The sequence below is a fragment of the Jiella endophytica genome (assembly GCF_004519335.1).
Classification (GTDB): Bacteria; Pseudomonadota; Alphaproteobacteria; order Rhizobiales; family Rhizobiaceae; genus Jiella; species Jiella endophytica.
On record NZ_SOZD01000001.1, the window covers coordinates 653,849 to 669,419 of the forward strand.

Annotated in this window: 12 protein-coding genes and 2 pseudogenes; 5 read left to right on the top strand and 9 right to left on the bottom strand. The window is 66.2% G+C overall.

The genetic code is table 11. From position 1 onward, the window contains the following. Positions 1-103: 103 nt before the first annotated feature. Both E3C22_RS03025 and E3C22_RS03030 read left to right on the top strand, forming a co-directional pair. Complete coding sequence (locus tag E3C22_RS03025; protein ID WP_134760066.1) at positions 104-766, top strand: hypothetical protein; 663 nt, start codon at positions 104-106, stop codon at positions 764-766. Further along, positions 763-2,343 carry a hypothetical protein gene (locus E3C22_RS03030; protein ID WP_134760068.1) on the top strand — a complete coding sequence of 527 codons (1,581 nt, stop codon included), beginning with the start codon at positions 763-765 and terminating at the stop codon, positions 2,341-2,343. The genes E3C22_RS03025 and E3C22_RS03030 overlap by 4 nt, the downstream gene beginning before the upstream one ends. Before the next feature lie 987 nt (positions 2,344-3,330). On the opposite strand, the pseudogene E3C22_RS24990 reads toward E3C22_RS03030, so the two are convergent. The 6 genes and pseudogenes from E3C22_RS24990 to E3C22_RS03060 form a co-directional block, all read right to left on the bottom strand. Then, positions 3,331-4,725 (bottom strand): annotated as a pseudogene (locus E3C22_RS24990) (ATP-dependent helicase); the annotation flags it as partial. 111 nt (positions 4,726-4,836) lie between these two features. Beyond that, positions 4,837-5,748 (bottom strand): annotated as a pseudogene (locus tag E3C22_RS24995) (ATP-dependent helicase); the annotation flags it as partial. 78 nt (positions 5,749-5,826) lie between these two features. Further along, the gene (locus E3C22_RS03045; protein WP_134760070.1) at positions 5,827-7,107 is read right to left on the bottom strand and encodes a TRAP transporter large permease; all 1,281 of its coding nucleotides are present in this window, start codon (positions 7,105-7,107) and stop codon (positions 5,827-5,829) included. A 16-nt stretch (positions 7,108-7,123) separates the two neighbouring features. Beyond that, on the bottom strand, positions 7,124-7,687 hold the full coding sequence (locus E3C22_RS03050; RefSeq protein ID WP_134760072.1) for a TRAP transporter small permease: 564 nt from the start codon (positions 7,685-7,687) through the stop codon (positions 7,124-7,126). A 148-nt stretch (positions 7,688-7,835) separates the two neighbouring features. Then, on the bottom strand, positions 7,836-8,816 hold the full coding sequence (locus tag E3C22_RS03055; protein ID WP_134760074.1) for a sialic acid TRAP transporter substrate-binding protein SiaP: 981 nt from the start codon (positions 8,814-8,816) through the stop codon (positions 7,836-7,838). 203 nt (positions 8,817-9,019) lie between these two features. Then, positions 9,020-9,763 (bottom strand): endonuclease/exonuclease/phosphatase family protein, encoded by a 744-nt coding sequence (locus E3C22_RS03060; protein ID WP_134760075.1) that lies wholly within the window; start codon positions 9,761-9,763, stop codon positions 9,020-9,022. Positions 9,764-10,074: 311 nt separating this feature from the next. On the opposite strand from E3C22_RS03060, the gene E3C22_RS03065 reads away from it, so the two are divergent. Both E3C22_RS03065 and pip read left to right on the top strand, forming a co-directional pair. Beyond that, positions 10,075-10,287 (top strand): hypothetical protein, encoded by a 213-nt coding sequence (locus E3C22_RS03065; RefSeq protein WP_134760077.1) that lies wholly within the window; start codon positions 10,075-10,077, stop codon positions 10,285-10,287. 294 nt (positions 10,288-10,581) lie between these two features. Beyond that, complete coding sequence (gene pip / locus E3C22_RS03070) at positions 10,582-11,541, top strand: prolyl aminopeptidase (protein WP_134760079.1); 960 nt, start codon at positions 10,582-10,584, stop codon at positions 11,539-11,541. A 117-nt stretch (positions 11,542-11,658) separates the two neighbouring features. Here the strand turns inward: pip and E3C22_RS03075 are convergent, their stop codons facing one another. The 3 genes from E3C22_RS03075 to E3C22_RS03085 form a co-directional block, all read right to left on the bottom strand. After that, complete coding sequence (locus tag E3C22_RS03075; protein ID WP_134760081.1) at positions 11,659-11,862, bottom strand: hypothetical protein; 204 nt, start codon at positions 11,860-11,862, stop codon at positions 11,659-11,661. Positions 11,863-12,056: 194 nt separating this feature from the next. Further along, positions 12,057-12,269 carry a hypothetical protein gene (locus E3C22_RS03080; protein ID WP_134760083.1) on the bottom strand — a complete coding sequence of 71 codons (213 nt, stop codon included), beginning with the start codon at positions 12,267-12,269 and terminating at the stop codon, positions 12,057-12,059. A 401-nt stretch (positions 12,270-12,670) separates the two neighbouring features. Then, positions 12,671-14,806, bottom strand: coding sequence for a PatA/PatG family cyanobactin maturation protease (locus tag E3C22_RS03085; RefSeq protein ID WP_167591605.1), 2,136 nt, complete (start codon positions 14,804-14,806; stop codon positions 12,671-12,673). A gap of 259 nt (positions 14,807-15,065) precedes the next feature. Between E3C22_RS03085 and E3C22_RS03090 the strand changes: the two genes are divergently transcribed. Then, positions 15,066-15,521 carry a GFA family protein gene (locus E3C22_RS03090; protein ID WP_134760087.1) on the top strand — a complete coding sequence of 152 codons (456 nt, stop codon included), beginning with the start codon at positions 15,066-15,068 and terminating at the stop codon, positions 15,519-15,521. Positions 15,522-15,571: the final 50 nt, after the last annotated feature.

Sequence of the window (15,571 nt, forward strand, 5' to 3'; positions counted from 1 at the left end):
TAGTATACATTTAATGGAGGGTAGGGCCAAGATCGCAATGCGAAATGTAGCTGCAGCGGCATTTGCCGCGATCCTTCTAACCGCGCAGATCGCGAAAGCCGACATGCGACAGGCGATCGCGGATCAATTCGGCATCGAGCGCGGCTCGTTCGTGCTGAATTTCCCCCCTCGTCCTGGTTGCCTTCCAGCTTCCATATTCACGGATGATCTGAAGATTCCCCTCAAGCGCACCGCGCGAGACGACCCCGCGCTCGATCGGGGTCCCGCCTTTGATTTTTCGGCTGACCTGTCGTTCGACGCTGGTGCTGAGGCGCAGACCAACGTGGCCTCATTCTTTGGCGTCAAAGCTGACGCTTCCAATGCCTCGGATGCCAAGCTGGAGTTCAGGAATGCACGCGCCGTCGAGATGCTCGGGGCGGAGATGAAGAAGCGTGTGCTTGCGGATCCGGACGCGAAAGCGGCGGCCGAACGAAGAGTTTCTCCGTTCATGGTGTCGCGGGCATTCGAGGGTAAGGTCTCGCTGCGCCTTACCCGCAAGGCCGGGATGAGTGCAGACGCGTGGGCTAACATCAAGGCCCAGCCTGTGGAGGTGAGAGCGGGCGTCCATGTCAGTGCCGGGGATGAAGTTGTCATCACCGTGGACGATCCCGTCGTCTTCGCGTTCGAGGTGGTGCGGACCAACTACGTGACCACACATCTGGGACCCGGAAAAGGGCCGGATGACGTAAGGTTCGTGCCGATCCCCGAAGACCTGTTCGAACGATGAAGTCGCACCGACTGGGCCTGCGCTTGCTCTTGGTGACCTTTTTGGTGATCGTGGGATCGTCGGTGCATGCGGATGACCTCGAACAGTTCTTGCGAACGGCGGTGGGAGCGCCCGCGGATGCGCGAGTGGCTTGGCCGCCAGTCGCTCGCCTTTCTCCGGGAGATCGGGTCGGGCCTGACAGCCAGGTCATTGAGATCGGCACAGCGCAAGCGGAGGTCGAAAAGCTGGCGCCCACTGCCGATCGCCATGCTCTCACGCCGGACAGGCTCGGCATTGGTGCCTTATGGCCCTGGCGATTCCTAGCTGGCGACCTGCGTCATCTCTCGCTGGTGCTGACCGTCAAGGACATCGTTCGCGAGACAGTACAGGAAGGCGACCAGCCTGCCGCTTCGCAACAGGGGTTCCGCGTTGGAACCGTGTGGCGTGCCCGGATCGTGATTTCCGTTTCGAAGGGACCTGATCTCAGCGAGGAACGATGGCAGGCGCTGCGGACGGCTGCGCTCAACGACGAGTCCGAAACCATCAAGCCCGGGGTGTCGACAATCAGCCTCGAACCGGCACAGCAAGTTCCCCTCGTCTGGCTTCCCGCCGCTGATGATCGTCACATCTCACTTGCAAGCACGAAGGAGCGGCTCGTCGCTCCGAAGCGCTGGGCGCTCCTGACGGTTGCCTCGGGTGTCTACCGCTTTCTTCCTGACGATATGAACCAGGACTGGAATGTGGAGAATGCGCGCCTGGTGCGAGATGCGCTAAGCGAGTGGTCGCCTGTCATCGTCCGGAGCCTCGACGCCAAGCCCAGTGATGGCCTGACGCGGGACCGAGTGCTCGCCTTTCTCGCAGACAGCGCTCGGCAGGCGAAGCAAGCGCGGGCGTCTCTTCTGGTCGTCTACTATGTGGGCCATCAGGCCCGCTCCGGGACTGGCGGCCTGTCCGTTTTCATGTCGGACGCTCCCGCCGAACCACGCATTCGGCCGCCCGCGCCAGCGACAGGCGCAGGCAACCTGTCAGAGCTCATGCAGGTCGTGGATCAAGCGGCGGCCGAACTGGCACCAGACGCCGGAACCCTCGACGTTGGAGTTATGCATAGACGTCTGTCGGAAAGCGGGATCCCGTTTGTCCTTCTGGTGGATGGATGCCTTGACGATCGCACGTTCGCGGCTGGGCGGGACCGTCTCGGCATTATCGTCGATCCACGCGGCGGCCAACCGCTCTACATCGGTGGTGGTGACGGCGGCACTGCCCTCCGCGCGATCGTCCAACAACTAGAAAATTATGCGGCCGACTTTCCGTGGTTGCGATCTCGCAATGCCACCGTGCTCGGCGCGACACCGGGAACGCTGGCATTTTCTGAAGCGAATCCGAAGTGGTTGCTCGGAGCACCGGTGGCGCCGATTGCGCAGAAACTGATCCGGATCGTAGCTCGAACACGGGGCGCAGCGGACCGTCCCAGCCTAATCCGCACCCTCCACTACGCCGCCGACCGCAACACTGTTGGTCCACAGGAACTTTCCGGCACTGTCTCGTGGAGCGATTGGCTGCCCCTCCTGAAACGCTTTGACCCCAACAGCTTCCGTTAAAAAGGGTTGGGGCAGCTTCAGAGTGGCAGGAGGGATCTTGGATCGGCGTTGCGAGGAGGGTCGTTGATTTGCCGTCAGGAAGCCGCGCGTCTGCGTCGCGCACCGTTGCCTAACCGTCCGCTTTCGGCACGTAGTCCAAAATGCCCAGATGGCCGGAATGGGCGCGAAGCTGACAGGCAGTTGGCAGGAACAGTGACGGTGTCGCGCCGTAGCAGCGTTTGAAAAATGGGCGGCAGCTCAAGCGGTGACACCCCTCTCTTGCGATTTCAATCGTTTAGCCGCTGCGCGGCTAAGCCGATGAAATCGCTTTCTCTCCCGCAAGGGGGAGAGAGGGCGCCCTTTCTTCCGGGCCGCGCGTCACACCGCCTCGACGAACCCCTCCAGAACCCGCTTCTGCCCCGCCTTGTCGAAGTCGATGGTGAGCTTGTTGCCGTCGACGAGGGCGACGGTGCCGTTGCCAAATTTCAGGTGGAAGACCCGGTCGCCTTGTGAGAAGCGGCTTTCGGTGTCGGCGACGGATTTGGCGACGAGTTCGCCCTGGATCTCGCGGGGGCCGCCGCGCCTGGCGGAGGAGTAGAGGCCGAAACCCTTTTGCGGGGGCTGATTGTGGCCGCGGCCAGGATTGGGGCCGGGGGCGGCGGCGGGTCGCCCGAGTGGTTCGACAGGCTCACCATGAGGGCTTCCCATCCGTCCCGCGAAGCCGGTGCCTGCGGAACCCTCGCCCTTCGACCCTTCGACACGCTCAGGATTATGTCGCTCCGCTCGCACCTCAGGATGAGGGTCGTTCATACCGCCGGCGTTGCCACCGATGATCCGTCCCGCGAAGCCCGAGCCGTTGCCGCCCCCCGAGCCGCGGGAGCCGGGTTCGGCGTCGTAGGTGATCTCGCGGGTGCGCCCGCCCGACCAGCCGTCGCCGCCTCTGGAGGGGCCGCCGCGGCGGCTGCCGGTCTCGGCAAAGCCGCCGGAGGCAAAGCCTGCCTGGGCCGCCTGGGCCCTGCGCCAGCCGGGGGTCTGATAGGCCTGTTCCTTGAAGGCGTTGCCGCCGTCCCAGCGCGAGGCGCCGTAGCCGCCGAAGCCGCCGGCACCATAGCCGCCATAGGAGGTGTTCGCCTCCATCACCTCGACATGGGCCTCGGGGAGTTCGTCGAGAAAGCGCGACGGGATGGTCGACTGCCACAGGCCGTGGATGCGGCGATTGGAGACGAACCAGATTTTTACCCGGCGCTTGCCCCTTGTGATGCCGACATAGGCGAGGCGGCGCTCTTCCTCCAGCCCTGAGCGGCCGCCCTCGTCGAGGGCGCGCTGATGGGGGAACAGGCCTTCTTCCCAGCCTGGCAGGAAGACGGTCTCGAATTCCAGCCCCTTGGCCGAATGCAGCGTCATGATCGAGACGGCGTCGACATCGGCGTTCTGCTCGGCGTCCATGACCAAAGCGACATGTTCGAGGAAGGAGGGGAGCGACTCGTACTCCTCCATCGAGCGGATCAGTTCTTTCAGGTTTTCCAGCCGCCCTGGCGCCTCGGCCGAGCGGTCGTTCTGCCACATCTCGGTGTAGCCGCTCTCCTCGAGGATCTGCTCGGCAAGCTCGGTGTGCTTCATCGTCGGCAGAAGCTCGGACCAGCGGCGGAAATCGGCGACGACGGCGCGCAGCGTGTTGCGGGGCTTGGGCTTCAGCTCCTCGGTCTCGGTGATCTCGCCGGCTGCGGCGATGATCGGGATCTGCCGCTCGCGGGCGTAGTCGTGGAGAAGCCGCACGGTGGCGTCGCCGAGGCCGCGCTTCGGCGTGTTGACGATGCGCTCGAAGGCGAGGTCGTCCGCCGGCTGGCAGACGCAGCGGAAATAGGCGAGCGCATCGCGGATCTCCATGCGCTCGTAAAAGCGCGGGCCGCCGATGACGCGGTAGTTCAGCCCCATGGTGACGAAGCGGTCCTCGAAGGAGCGCATCTGGAAGGAGGCGCGCACCAGGATCGCCATGTCGTTGAGGTCGTGATCCTCGCGCCGCTGCAGATCCTCGATCGCCTCGCCGATGGCGCGGGCCTCTTCCTCGGAATCCCAGCCGGCATTGACCTCGACCTTGGGGTCTTCGGGGTCGGGCGTGTCGGTGAAGAGGGTCTTGCCGAGGCGGTCCTCGTTATGGGCGATGAGATGGGAGGCGGCGCCGAGGATGTGGCCGGTGGAGCGGTAGTTGCGCTCGAGGCGGATGACGGTGGCGCCGGGAAAATCCTTGTCGAACCTGAGGATATTGTCGACCTCGGCGCCGCGCCAGCCATAGATCGACTGGTCGTCGTCGCCGACGCAGCAGATGTTGATCTGCTGGGGTCGGTTTGCGCTCACGCTGTCGCCGCTGCGCGGCTCGCTCCGCTCGCTGGCCTGCGCGGCCTGACCGGCCGACGGGCGGTCGCCCTTGCGGCCTTCGGCCGGGATGGGAGCGGAGGATGACGCCTCGATCTCCCCCCTTGAGGTGGAAATGCCTGGCAAGGCAGAGGGGGGTGGCCCGGCACCGACCTGTCCGGATGCAGCGCCCTGCGCGCCCCCCTCTGGGCTGCCGCCCATCTCCCCCTCAAGGGGGGAGATCGAAGCTAAGGTGCCGTGCCCTCTGGAGGGCTGCTGCGCCAGAAGCCGCAGCCAGAGATACTGGGCGACGTTGGTGTCCTGATACTCGTCGACGAGGATGTAGCGGAACCGGCGGTGATATTCGGCAAGGACGTCGGGATTGGCCTTGAAGAGGGCGATCGGATGCATGAGGAGGTCGCCGAAGTCGCAGGCGTTCAGCGTCATCAGCCGCGCCTGATAGGCGGCGTAGAGCTGGCGGCCCTTGCCGGCGAAGGCCCGGGCGTCGCCCTCGGGAATGTCCTTGGGCGACAGGCCCTTGTTCTTCCAGCCGTCGAGCATGTTGGCGAAGGTTCTGGCCGGCCAGCGCTTGTCGTCGAGATTTTCCGCCTGGATCAGCTGCTTGATCAGCCGGATCTGGTCGTCGGTGTCGAGGATGGTGAAGTTCGGCTTCAGCCCGACGAGTTCGGCATGGCGGCGCAGGATTTTGACGCCGATCGAGTGGAAGGTGCCGAGCCAGGGCATGCCCTCGACCTGGCCGCCGACCAGCATGCCGATGCGCGTCTTCATCTCGCGCGCCGCCTTGTTGGTGAAGGTGACGGCGAGGATCTGGCTCGGATAGGCCCTGCCGGTGGCGAGGATGTGGGCGATGCGGGTGGTCAGAACGCGGGTCTTGCCGGTGCCGGCGCCGGCCAGCACCAGCACCGGACCCTCGGTGGTCTCGACGGCAGCGCGCTGCTCGGGATTGAGGCCCGACAGATAGTCCGGCGCGGCACTGCCCCGGGCGGCCATGGCCCTCGCGGCGATGCCGCCGGGACGCGGTGCCGAGGGCGCTGATTCGTAAAAATCGCTCATCGCCGGAATGTAAGCAATCGGCCGGCGAAGACCAACGCCGGCCGGGCGGCTCCGAGCACCGGGCGAGCGGCCGGGCGCTCAGCGATAGATCAGCGTCGGCAGCCACATGGTGATGGCGGGGACGAAGGTGACGAGGACGAGCACCAGGAACAAGGGCACCAGGAAAGGCAGCGTCGCCGTGACGCAGCGCTCGAAGGGCACTTTGGAGACCCGCGAGAGGACGTAGAGCACCATGCCGACCGGCGGTGTCAGAAGCCCGATCATCAGATTAAGCACCAGGATCACGCCGAAATGAACCGGATCGATGCCGACCTTTTCCGCCACCGGCAGAAGCACCGGGACGAGAATGGTGATCGCCGCGACGGTTTCCATGAAGCAGCCGACGACCAGCAGGATGAGGTTGATCAGCAGGAGGACGACGATCCAGTTTTCCGAGACCGAAAGGATCAACCCGGCGAAATGCTCCGGCACCCGGTTGGAGGTGAGGATCCAGGCGAAGATCGCCGCGGCGCCGACGATGAAGAGGACGACGGCGGTGGTCTCGATGGTGTCCATGGAGACCCGCAGGAAGCGCCGCCAGGTGAGCGTGCGATAGACGACAGTGCCGAGGAACATCGCCCAGGCGCAGGCGGCGATCGCTGCCTCCGTCGGCGTGAAGGCGCCGGTGAGGATGCCTCCGACGATGATCACCGGGGTCAGCAGCGCCAGGAAGGCGCGCAGGAACGAGCGGCCGAAGCCGGAGAGGCTGAACGCCTGGTCGCGCGGATAGCCTCGGCGGCGGGCATAGATCGCCACCATCACCATCAGCGCGAGGGCCATCAACAGGCCGGGCAGGAAGCCGGCGGCAAACAGCTGGCCGATCGAGGCGCCAGCGACGACGCCATAGATCACCATCGGCAGCGACGGCGGGATGATCGGCCCGATGGTCGAGGAGGCGGCGGTGATGCCGACGGAAAAACCCGGATCGTATTTGGCGTCGCGCATCGCCTTGATCTCGATGGCGCCGAGGCCGCCGGCATCGGCGACGGCGGCGCCGGACATGCCGGCGAAGATCACCGAGGCGCCGATGTTCACATGACCGAGGCCGCCGCGCATCCAGCCGACCATGGACTTGGCGAAGTCGAAGATCCGCTCGGTGATGCCGGCGGTGTTCATCAGATTGCCGGCGAGGATGAAGAAGGGGACGGCGAGCAGCGGGAAGGAATCGACGCCGTTGATCATCCGGTGGGCGACGACGACGCTCGGCACGTGGCCGTCGAGGAGGAGAAAGACCAGCGACGAGCCGGCCAGCGCGATGGCGACCGGGACACCGAGGACGATCAGGGCGAAGAGGACGACGAAGAGCAGCGCGAGGAGCATGGGGCGATCCGCCTTGTCAGAGGTTCGGACCGGTGGAGGTCGCGGCGTCGGGATCGATGAGGCGGCTGGTGCGGCGGCTGAGATGCCTGACGAGGACCATCAGCTGATAGAGCGCCATTGCGGCGAAGCAGGCGGCGACGATCCAGTAGACCAGCGACTTCGGCACGTCGATCGAGGTCATCTTCTGGAAGGTGCGCTGGGCGAGATGGACGCAGAGCCAGCTGAGCGCCGCGTAGAAGGCCAGGGAGACGACGTCGACGAAGAGCTGCAGCGCGAGGCGGGCGGTGCGGGGCAGGCGGGTATAGAGGAGTTCGACGGCGATGTGGCTCTCGCGTCGCACCGCAGCGACGGCACCGATGAAGGTGACGCCGATCAGGAGGTAGCGGGCGATCTCCTCGGTCCAGCCGAGGGAGTTGTTGAGGACATAGCGGGTGAAGAACTGCAGGAAGACGACCAGCGCCAGCACCCAGAAGACGACGATCACCGGGGTATCGACGAGACGGATGTCGGAGATGTCGTCGTCTGCGGGTGGCGGCGGCGCCGGCGCGGCGTCGCGGGCCGGGGAGCTCTGGATCGGCATGGCTGAAACTCCGCGAGGTGGAGGCGGGCGCTAGCGTCCGTCGGCGCCGGGACGGGCAGACAACGGCGACAGGACGCCGCCGGGACGGGCGAGCAAGGCATCGGACGGCGGGGCACACCCGCCGTCCGGTCGCTTCGTCAGGCGGGGGTCACTTGATCGCCTGCAGACGGTCGTAGACCGCCTTGTCCCAAGTGGCGTCCGGGCCGTTGTGAAGCTTCACCGTCGCCTCGCGGAAGGGCGTGCGATCGACCTCGTTGACCTGAACGCCCTCGTCCTTGAACCACTGGACGAGGTCCTTCTCGTTCTTGATGACCTGCTCGGTGGCGCATTCGGCGGTCTCGTCCAGCACCGTTTCGAGGGCCTTCTGGTCGGCCTCGTCCATGCCGCCCCAGGCCGAGCCGGAGACGATGGTCAGGAGCGCGTCGGTGATGTGGCCGGTCAGGTTGATGTCCTTCTGGACCTCGTAGAACTTCTTCGCCTGGATGGTCGGAAGCGGGTTCTCCTGGGCGTCGACGGTGCCTTGCTGCAGTGCAAGGTATACTTCGGCGAAAGCGATCGGCGTCGGATTGGCGCCGACAGCCTTCGGAAACATCTCGTAGAGCGGCGCGTTCGGCACGCGGATCTTCAGCCCCTCCATGTCCCCGGGCTTTTCGATCGGCTTGTTGGAGGTGACGTGCCGCTCGCCGTAATAGGTGAGCGAGGTGATGTGGTTGCCGGTGGCCTCGTCGTAGCCCTCGGACAGTTCCTTGAAGAGATCGGAATCCCGGTACTTCTCCCAGTGGTCGAAGTCGCGGAACATGTAGGGCGCGCCGCCGATGGCGATCGGGCCGTAGGCTCTGCCGGCAAACAGCTGACCGGTATAGATGATGTCGACCGTGCCGAGGCTGAGACCTTCGTTGATGTCGGTCTCCTTGCCGAGCGAGGAGGCCGGATAGACCTCGATCGCATAGCGCCCGTCGGTCGCCTGCTTCAGCTTGTCGGAGGCAGCCACGGCGCAGGTGTTGTAGGGCTCGTTCGCCTCGTAGACATGCGCCCATTTGAGCACCGTTTCGGCCGAGGCCGCCTCAGCGAATACCGTCGATGCCAGCAGCGCCGCTCCCAACGCCGCCATCTTGTTCGCGTATGCCATTCAGTTTCCTCCCTAACGTATACGCTACGGGAGGCATCATATTGGCTCAGGGTGCGAGCGCAATGGCAAAGGTCAGATGCTGGCTGACATCTGGAGGGGGGAGGCAGGCGGCCGATGCGCGAGGCCCGCCACGACGGAGGCAGGCGGGGACAGCATCGAGCCCGGAAGCATGACCCGACACAGGCCCTGAACGAGGCCAGCAATCAGGCGCGGGAAACCAGCGGGCGAATGTGCCGGCCGGCCGCCTCGCTGCCGGAAAAGGCGACGTCGGCATAGACGGGCAGATGATCCGAAGCATTGCGCGAGCGGTTCGACACATGGACCTTCGTCTCGACGAGATCGACATCCGGGCTGAGGATGAACCGGTCGAGGGCGCCGAGCGGCATGCGCGAGGGAAAGGAGCGGCCGGGCATGACCACCTGGTGGTCCCTGCCGAACAGGCCGAAACAGCGGCCCTCGGGGTTCCATTCGTTGAGGTCGCCCATCATCACCGTCGGCAGGCCCGGCTCCATGCGGGCGACATGGGAAAGGATCGCCGCGGTCTGCCGCCGCCGCCAGAGGCCGAGCAGGCCGAGATGCATGGCGACGACCCGCAGCCGCGCCTTGCCGATGACAAGATCGACGACCGCGGCGCCGCGGGGCTCCAGTGCCGGCAGCGTCAGGCAGTCGGCCCGCTCGGCCTCGATGCCCTCGCGCACCAGGACGGCGTTGCCATGCCAGCCGAGACCGCCGGGGCGGGTGTCGAGGGCGACGGGAACGTAGCGGGTGGTGTCGCGGATCGCCTGTTGGGGCAGCGAAGAGGTGCGCGTGCCGAAGCGCCGATCGACCTCCTGCAGGGCGACGACATCGGCGTCGATCTCGTTGAGGACGGCGAGGATCTCGAGCGGGCGCCGTCGCCAGTCGGTGCCGACGCTCTTGCGGATGTTGTAGGACGCGACGCGAAGCATGAGGTCCCTCCCGGAGCGCCGCGGGTCCAGGCGGACGCGCGAGGATGCTCTCACTCATTCGATCGACGCATCGTGACTGGCGAAAACCGGGATCGATCTTCCGGCCGATGCTTTGGCAGCTTCGTATGTCCCCGGTAGCACGGTTTGACGAGGGATGAAGCGGGGCGGCAATTCACCGCGGTCTCAACGCGATCGCCCGAACGCCAGCCATCGGCCGGCCCCGCGACGATCGCCAGGCGCAGAATCGATTCGACATCGGCACGACTGAGCATTTATCATTCCCTAGGGGAAGATGATAAGGGAGCGGGACGATGAGTGCGATGAGTGCGCAGGACCTTTCCGACGCGATGCGCGTCGCGGAGAGCGAGAAGGCGATCTGGCTGCGGGGCCGCAAGGCCTTCAAGCTGCACGGCCTCGGCGCGTTCAACCCCTATTCCGACGAGACAGACGCCCTGCACGACCTCTGGGAAGAAGGCTTCAACTACGAGCGCGACAAGGACGCCGATCGCCGGCCGCGCTTCTGACGCCCGGCGCTGGTCGCGCCGCCACGGGAGGAGGGCGCGGCGATCCAACCCGTCCCGGGAGCAACGCCGCGACTGTTCGCCTTGCCGCCTCATCCGGCTGCGCCGAGCCGAGGCAACTCGCCCCACACGACCTCGCGAGCTCGGGACGATGGTCTCGCCACGCCGGTTCAGGCGTTTTCGCCGGATCCCGCCTCATCGTCGCCACGCCGCTCGTCTGACATGGGGGCAGCCGTCCCGGTGCATGCGGCCAATTGCCGATTGCTCCGAAGACGAATTCGGCTGTAAGGCGCCTTTATGACATTGCGGAAACCCTATCCGCCGATCGAGCCCTACCGCATGGGGCGGCTCGAGGTCGGCGGCGGACACGAACTCTATTTCGAGGAATGCGGCAATCCGGAAGGCATGCCCGTCGTCTTCCTGCATGGCGGGCCGGGCAGCGGCGCTTCGGCGCATCACCGGCGCCTCTTCGATCCGCAACGCTATCGCATCATCCTGTTCGACCAGCGCGGCTGCGGACGCTCGGTGCCGCTCGGATCTCTCGAGGCGAACACCACCTGGCACCTCGTCGACGATCTCGAAAGGCTGCGCCGCCACCTCAAGGTCGATCGCTGGCTGCTGTTTGGCGGCTCCTGGGGCGCGACGCTGGCGCTCGCCTATGCCGAAGCCCATGCCGGGCGGGCGCTCGGGCTGATCCTGCGCGGCATCTTCTCGGGCCGGCGCTCGGAGCTCGACTGGTTCTACGAATGGGGCGCCAACCGGCTGTTTCCCGACCAGTGGGAAAATCTCGTCGCGCGCATTCCGGCTAACGAGCAGGACGACCTCATCGCCGCCTATCGCCGCCGCCTGACCGATCCGGACCGGGCCGTGCGGGCGCAGGCGGCCAGCGCCTGGACCGCCTGGGAGGCGGCGACGGTGATGCTGCGGACATCGACCCCGCCGCTGCCCTCGACGGCCGCCACGCAGACGGACGGCCAGATCGCCTTTGCCAGGATCGAGAACCACTTCTTCTTCCACGAACTCTGGCTGGAGGAGGGGCAGCTTCTCGCCGACATCGAGCGCCTCGCCGATACGCCGGGCATCATCGTTCAGGGCCGCTACGACGTCGTGACCCCAGCGATCACCTCATGGCAGATCGCCCAGGCCTGGCCGAAGGCCGACTACCGGCTGGTGGAAGGGGCAGGCCACGCCTTCGGCGAGCCGGCGATCCTCCACGAACTGCTGGAGGCGACCGACCGGTTCGTCACGGATCACTGACCGGCGGAGTTCCGGGCGGTTCCGGGAGATGGTCCGACGATATGGGCCGCCATGTGGACACGCCCAAACGGCCGGATTCTGGTCCGGTTCGCGGATGGCGGTGACGGTCGTGGGCGGTCAGCCGACCGAGAAGGTCATCAGCTGGCGCAGGCACTGGGTTTCCGAGGCCGCCTTCTTGCGCTTGCGCTTCGGCTTTTCGTGCTCCTCGATGAGCATCGCCTGGGGCACGCTTCGCACCTCGGCCTCGGGCGTCCACTGGCGCCCGACGATTTCCTGCATGAATTCGCGAGGCTGCGGCCTCGCCTGACGGGGCATGTCCATGGCCTTTGCCTCGCTGGCGATCGTTCTCGGACGGACGTGCGCGGGGCGACGATCGCCGCCGCCGCGTCTCGACCGGTATCTGGTTCAGACGGTCGAACTTTCGATCTGCATCGCATCGCCACCGGAAGGCCGGCGCCTCCCGGCGGTCGCCCGCCGCCCGCCCCGTCTGGAGAGGGCGGCGGTGACCGGCTTCCTCAGAAGCAGTTCTTGCAGGTGCTCCAGGACGAGCCGAGGCAGCTGATGCAGCCGGCGTTCAGCGGGTTCGGAATGCACTGCGGCGCGCATTTGACGAGCTTGGTGCCGCACTTCCACAGGCAGCTCCAGCTGAACGACTGGCTGACGGCACCCTGGCCGGGCGCGACGACGAGGCCGCGGGTCACGGGCGCGGCAATGGTCGGTGAACGCATGGGACATCTCCTTCTGAAACGGTTTCAGCACTGGCCGACAATCGGCATGCAGACGCCTGCAGTCTCGACGGACGAACGCGCTGCAGACGCCAACGCTACTCTGCCCGCTGCCGCGGCAAGCGGACCGTCGCACGCCGGTCGAAGGCCAGAGCCATGCCGGCGGGAAGCCGCCGCACCGGCCGTGCGAAACTCTGTCGTTTCTGCTCGTCTCTCCTCCTTCGGTTGATCAAACCATCGATCCGGCATGACCTGCCGGGCCTGTGCGACAAACCGGCGGGAAGCCGCCGCGTCCGTCCGCCGACACGTCCCGATCTTCGACACCAAGCCAGCGGCCCGACGACAATCAGGAGGCGGAAGCCGGCGTCACGTCCGATGCCTCCAGACGTGCGACCGGAACGCGGTCAGGCGACCATCCCGACCGGTGCCAGCGCACTCAGCGGCACGCTCCAGCTGCGTCCGGCGCCGACGGTGACGGGCAGGACCTCGCTGACATCCACGGTGAAGCGATAGACGCGGGCGGCGCGGCGCTCGTTCTCGGCGTCGAACATCGTCACCTGCACGTCCCAGCAGTCGGAATCCGGCCGGCAGATCGGGCTCCTGGCGACGGTGATGCCGTAGAGCTCGAGGCCGCGGTTGAGCCCGTCGGCAAAGACGCTGGCGCCCTGATAGGCGTTGGTCGCCGCGAAGTTGATCGCCCGCTCCTCCGGGCTGATGCCGAGATTGCGCAGCTCGTCATAGACCCGGACGAGGAAGTTGAAGATCGGGCCGCTGTCCATGTCCTCGGCGCCGATCGCCGCCTTCGCCGCGGTGACCAGTTCCGGCGCGGTCCATTTCGCCAGGCCACGGGGATCCGGATAGATCACCGGCAGCACCTGGCCGTTCATCAGCCGGGTCGAGCCGGCGACGTAGCCGGGCATGGCGACGCGCTGCAGGTCGCCGGTTTCGTCGAGGCTGGTCCGCATGGCGTCGAGCAGGTCGCGATAGACCTCCTGGGCGAAGGGCCCGGCCGGCGAGATCGCGTAGATGGGGATCTGCTCCTGCATCAGGATGAAGGTGATGCCGGTGGCGAAGGGAAGATCGTTCGACAGCATGTCGATGAGCGCCGTCGGCGTGTTCGCCGCGACCGGATCGCCGATGCGCTGGACGATGGCGTCGTAGCGGGCCTCGTTGCCGAAGTCGAACCAGACCGAGCCGAGGGCATAGACCTTCTGCGGCTCCTTCTGGCCGCCGCAGCCGCAGCCCTGCTGGGTGACGCCGGACTGGGCGATGGTGGCGATCCGTCCCATCGTAGCGCGCCGGCGGGCGAAACGACCAGGCCGCAGCTGCCGCGACTGCCTGGCCGACTGCCCGACCTCGTCGTCCTCGCCAACGTCGCCGCCATCGTCCACTTCGTCGAAGCCGTCGCCATCCGCCATCGTGTCGACGGCGCCGTTCTCCTCGTCTTCGGGCATCTCCTCCTCAAGGAGCTCTTCCTGCTGCTGCCTGGCCTTCTTCTTGCCGCCACAGCCGCAGCCGCAATCGGACTGGGCGACGCCGCCGACGCCGTTCGACCGGCCAATCGGCGGCATCCGCGCGGCGGACGGTCTGACGGACATGGGTTCCCTGATCATTGGCTTGCTCCCTGCTTGGTCATCCTCGGATTCCGCGAGAGAGAAAGCCCCCTCCGGCTCCGGCTCCAGAAATTGACGCAGTCGTTCGATCGCCGCCGACAGGTCGAGGCGGCCTGCGAGGATCCGCGCGCATTCGCCATCGGCCTGCGGATCGCAGGGGCGGGCGGTCTCGATCAGGATCTTGCGGATGTCGAGAGGCCCGATCTCGGCCCCCTCGCGCCTGGCCGCCGAGAGCATTCTGGCGGCGACGCCGCTGACCACGGCGGTGGCAAAACTCGAGCCGCTCCTGGCGACGATCTCTCCACCAATGGTTGTGACGACTAGGCTGCCGCCCGGCGCCAGAATGCCGTTGAACGCATAGCTCGCGCCGAAATTCGAACTGGCGAGCGGCCTGCCGTCGGCATCCATCGCCCCGACCGCCAGCACGCTGTGCACCGCCGCCGGAACATGCAGGCAGGCGCAGCCGTCGTTGCCAGCCGCGGCGACGACGAGGACGCCCTTCCGCTCGCAGAGCTTCAGCGCGTCTTCGAGATGGCGCGACGCCTCCGTCGTCGCCGAAAGCTGGCCGGCGCTGACATTCACGATCTGGGCGCCCCGTTCGACCGCCATGTAGATCGCCCGGGCGAGATCCGTCTGGGTCGCCCGCGGCGCCTCGTGAGACGGCCGCGAATCCGGAAAGAACACCGGCAGGACCAGCCCGGAACAGCCGCTTGCAAGGCCGTGTGCCTCGTCGAAGAGCAGGCTGCAGATTTCGGTGCCGTGCGGATCCGGCCCATGGGCCTCGGCGATCCGCATCGTCGTCTCGATTTCCAGCCGGGCCGCGGCCAGCGAAGCCAGCGAAAGGTCCGGCGTGCCGTCGACGATACCGATCTTGACGCCGCGATCGCCCGGTCCGAGGGTATCCAATTCAGGAAGATGACTGGGCATCGCCGTCGTCTCGCATCGAGCGCAAATCGGGATCGGCCATCGTCGTTTCGACGCTGCGACAGAATGGCACATACACCCAGAGCGAGCAAGAAATTTAAATAGTTTAATTTCCAATCGTACTGCCGGATAACCCTTGCGAACACGTCATTTGCTTCGGCGACCGTCTGCAGTCATGGCATTCAGTCTGGCTTTCTTTTTGCTGGCATGGCTCTATACCAAGACGTCAAGCAAAGCGGCTGCGAAGAACGGGAGATGCGGGATGGGCGTTCAGACAGGCGGGTGCCAGTGCGGTGCCGTCCGCTTTCGCTGCGAGATCGACGTGGGGACGGCCCATATCTGCCACTGCAGGATGTGCCAGAAGGCGTTCGGATCGTTCTTCGCGCCGCTCGTGCGTACCCGCTCCCTCGTCTGGACGAAGGCCGAGCCGAAACGCTTCCGCTCGTCGAACCACGCCGAACGCGGTTTCTGCCCGGACTGCGGCACCCCGCTGACCTATGAAAGCCACGGCAGCGTTTCGATCGCCATCGGTGCCTTCGACGACCCTGCCGCGATCGCCCCGCTGAAGCAGTTCGGCCTCGAAGCGAAGCTTGCCTATCTGGACGGTCTCGCGGCGCTGCCGGGAATGGCGACAGAGGACGACCCGGACATGGCCGAGCTGACCGAGACCCTCGTCAGCTACCAGCATGGCGACGCGCCGTCGCCGGACGAAGCGTAAGACGAGGCGGAGACACTCCGTCAAATTCGCTGCGCTGGCCTGCGGAGCCC

Excerpts from the sequence above, each read along its gene's own strand:
- E3C22_RS03030 (WP_134760068.1), top strand. The coding sequence starts at position 763 with ATGAAGTCGCACCGACTGGGCCTGCGCTTGCTCTTGGTGACCTTTTTG.
- E3C22_RS03090 (WP_134760087.1), top strand. The coding sequence starts at position 15,066 with ATGGGCGTTCAGACAGGCGGGTGCCAGTGCGGTGCCGTCCGCTTTCGC.
- pip (WP_134760079.1), top strand. The coding sequence starts at position 10,582 with ATGACATTGCGGAAACCCTATCCGCCGATCGAGCCCTACCGCATGGGG.
- E3C22_RS03045 (WP_134760070.1), bottom strand. The coding sequence starts at position 7,107 with ATGCTCCTCGCGCTGCTCTTCGTCGTCCTCTTCGCCCTGATCGTCCTC.
- E3C22_RS03055 (WP_134760074.1), bottom strand. The coding sequence starts at position 8,816 with ATGGCATACGCGAACAAGATGGCGGCGTTGGGAGCGGCGCTGCTGGCA.
- E3C22_RS03085 (WP_167591605.1), bottom strand. The coding sequence starts at position 14,806 with ATGCCCAGTCATCTTCCTGAATTGGATACCCTCGGACCGGGCGATCGC.
- E3C22_RS03065 (WP_134760077.1), top strand. The coding sequence starts at position 10,075 with ATGAGTGCGATGAGTGCGCAGGACCTTTCCGACGCGATGCGCGTCGCG.
- E3C22_RS03050 (WP_134760072.1), bottom strand. The coding sequence starts at position 7,687 with ATGCCGATCCAGAGCTCCCCGGCCCGCGACGCCGCGCCGGCGCCGCCG.
- E3C22_RS03080 (WP_134760083.1), bottom strand. The coding sequence starts at position 12,269 with ATGCGTTCACCGACCATTGCCGCGCCCGTGACCCGCGGCCTCGTCGTC.
- E3C22_RS03025 (WP_134760066.1), top strand. The coding sequence starts at position 104 with ATGCGACAGGCGATCGCGGATCAATTCGGCATCGAGCGCGGCTCGTTC.
- E3C22_RS03060 (WP_134760075.1), bottom strand. The coding sequence starts at position 9,763 with ATGCTTCGCGTCGCGTCCTACAACATCCGCAAGAGCGTCGGCACCGAC.
- E3C22_RS03075 (WP_134760081.1), bottom strand. The coding sequence starts at position 11,862 with ATGGACATGCCCCGTCAGGCGAGGCCGCAGCCTCGCGAATTCATGCAG.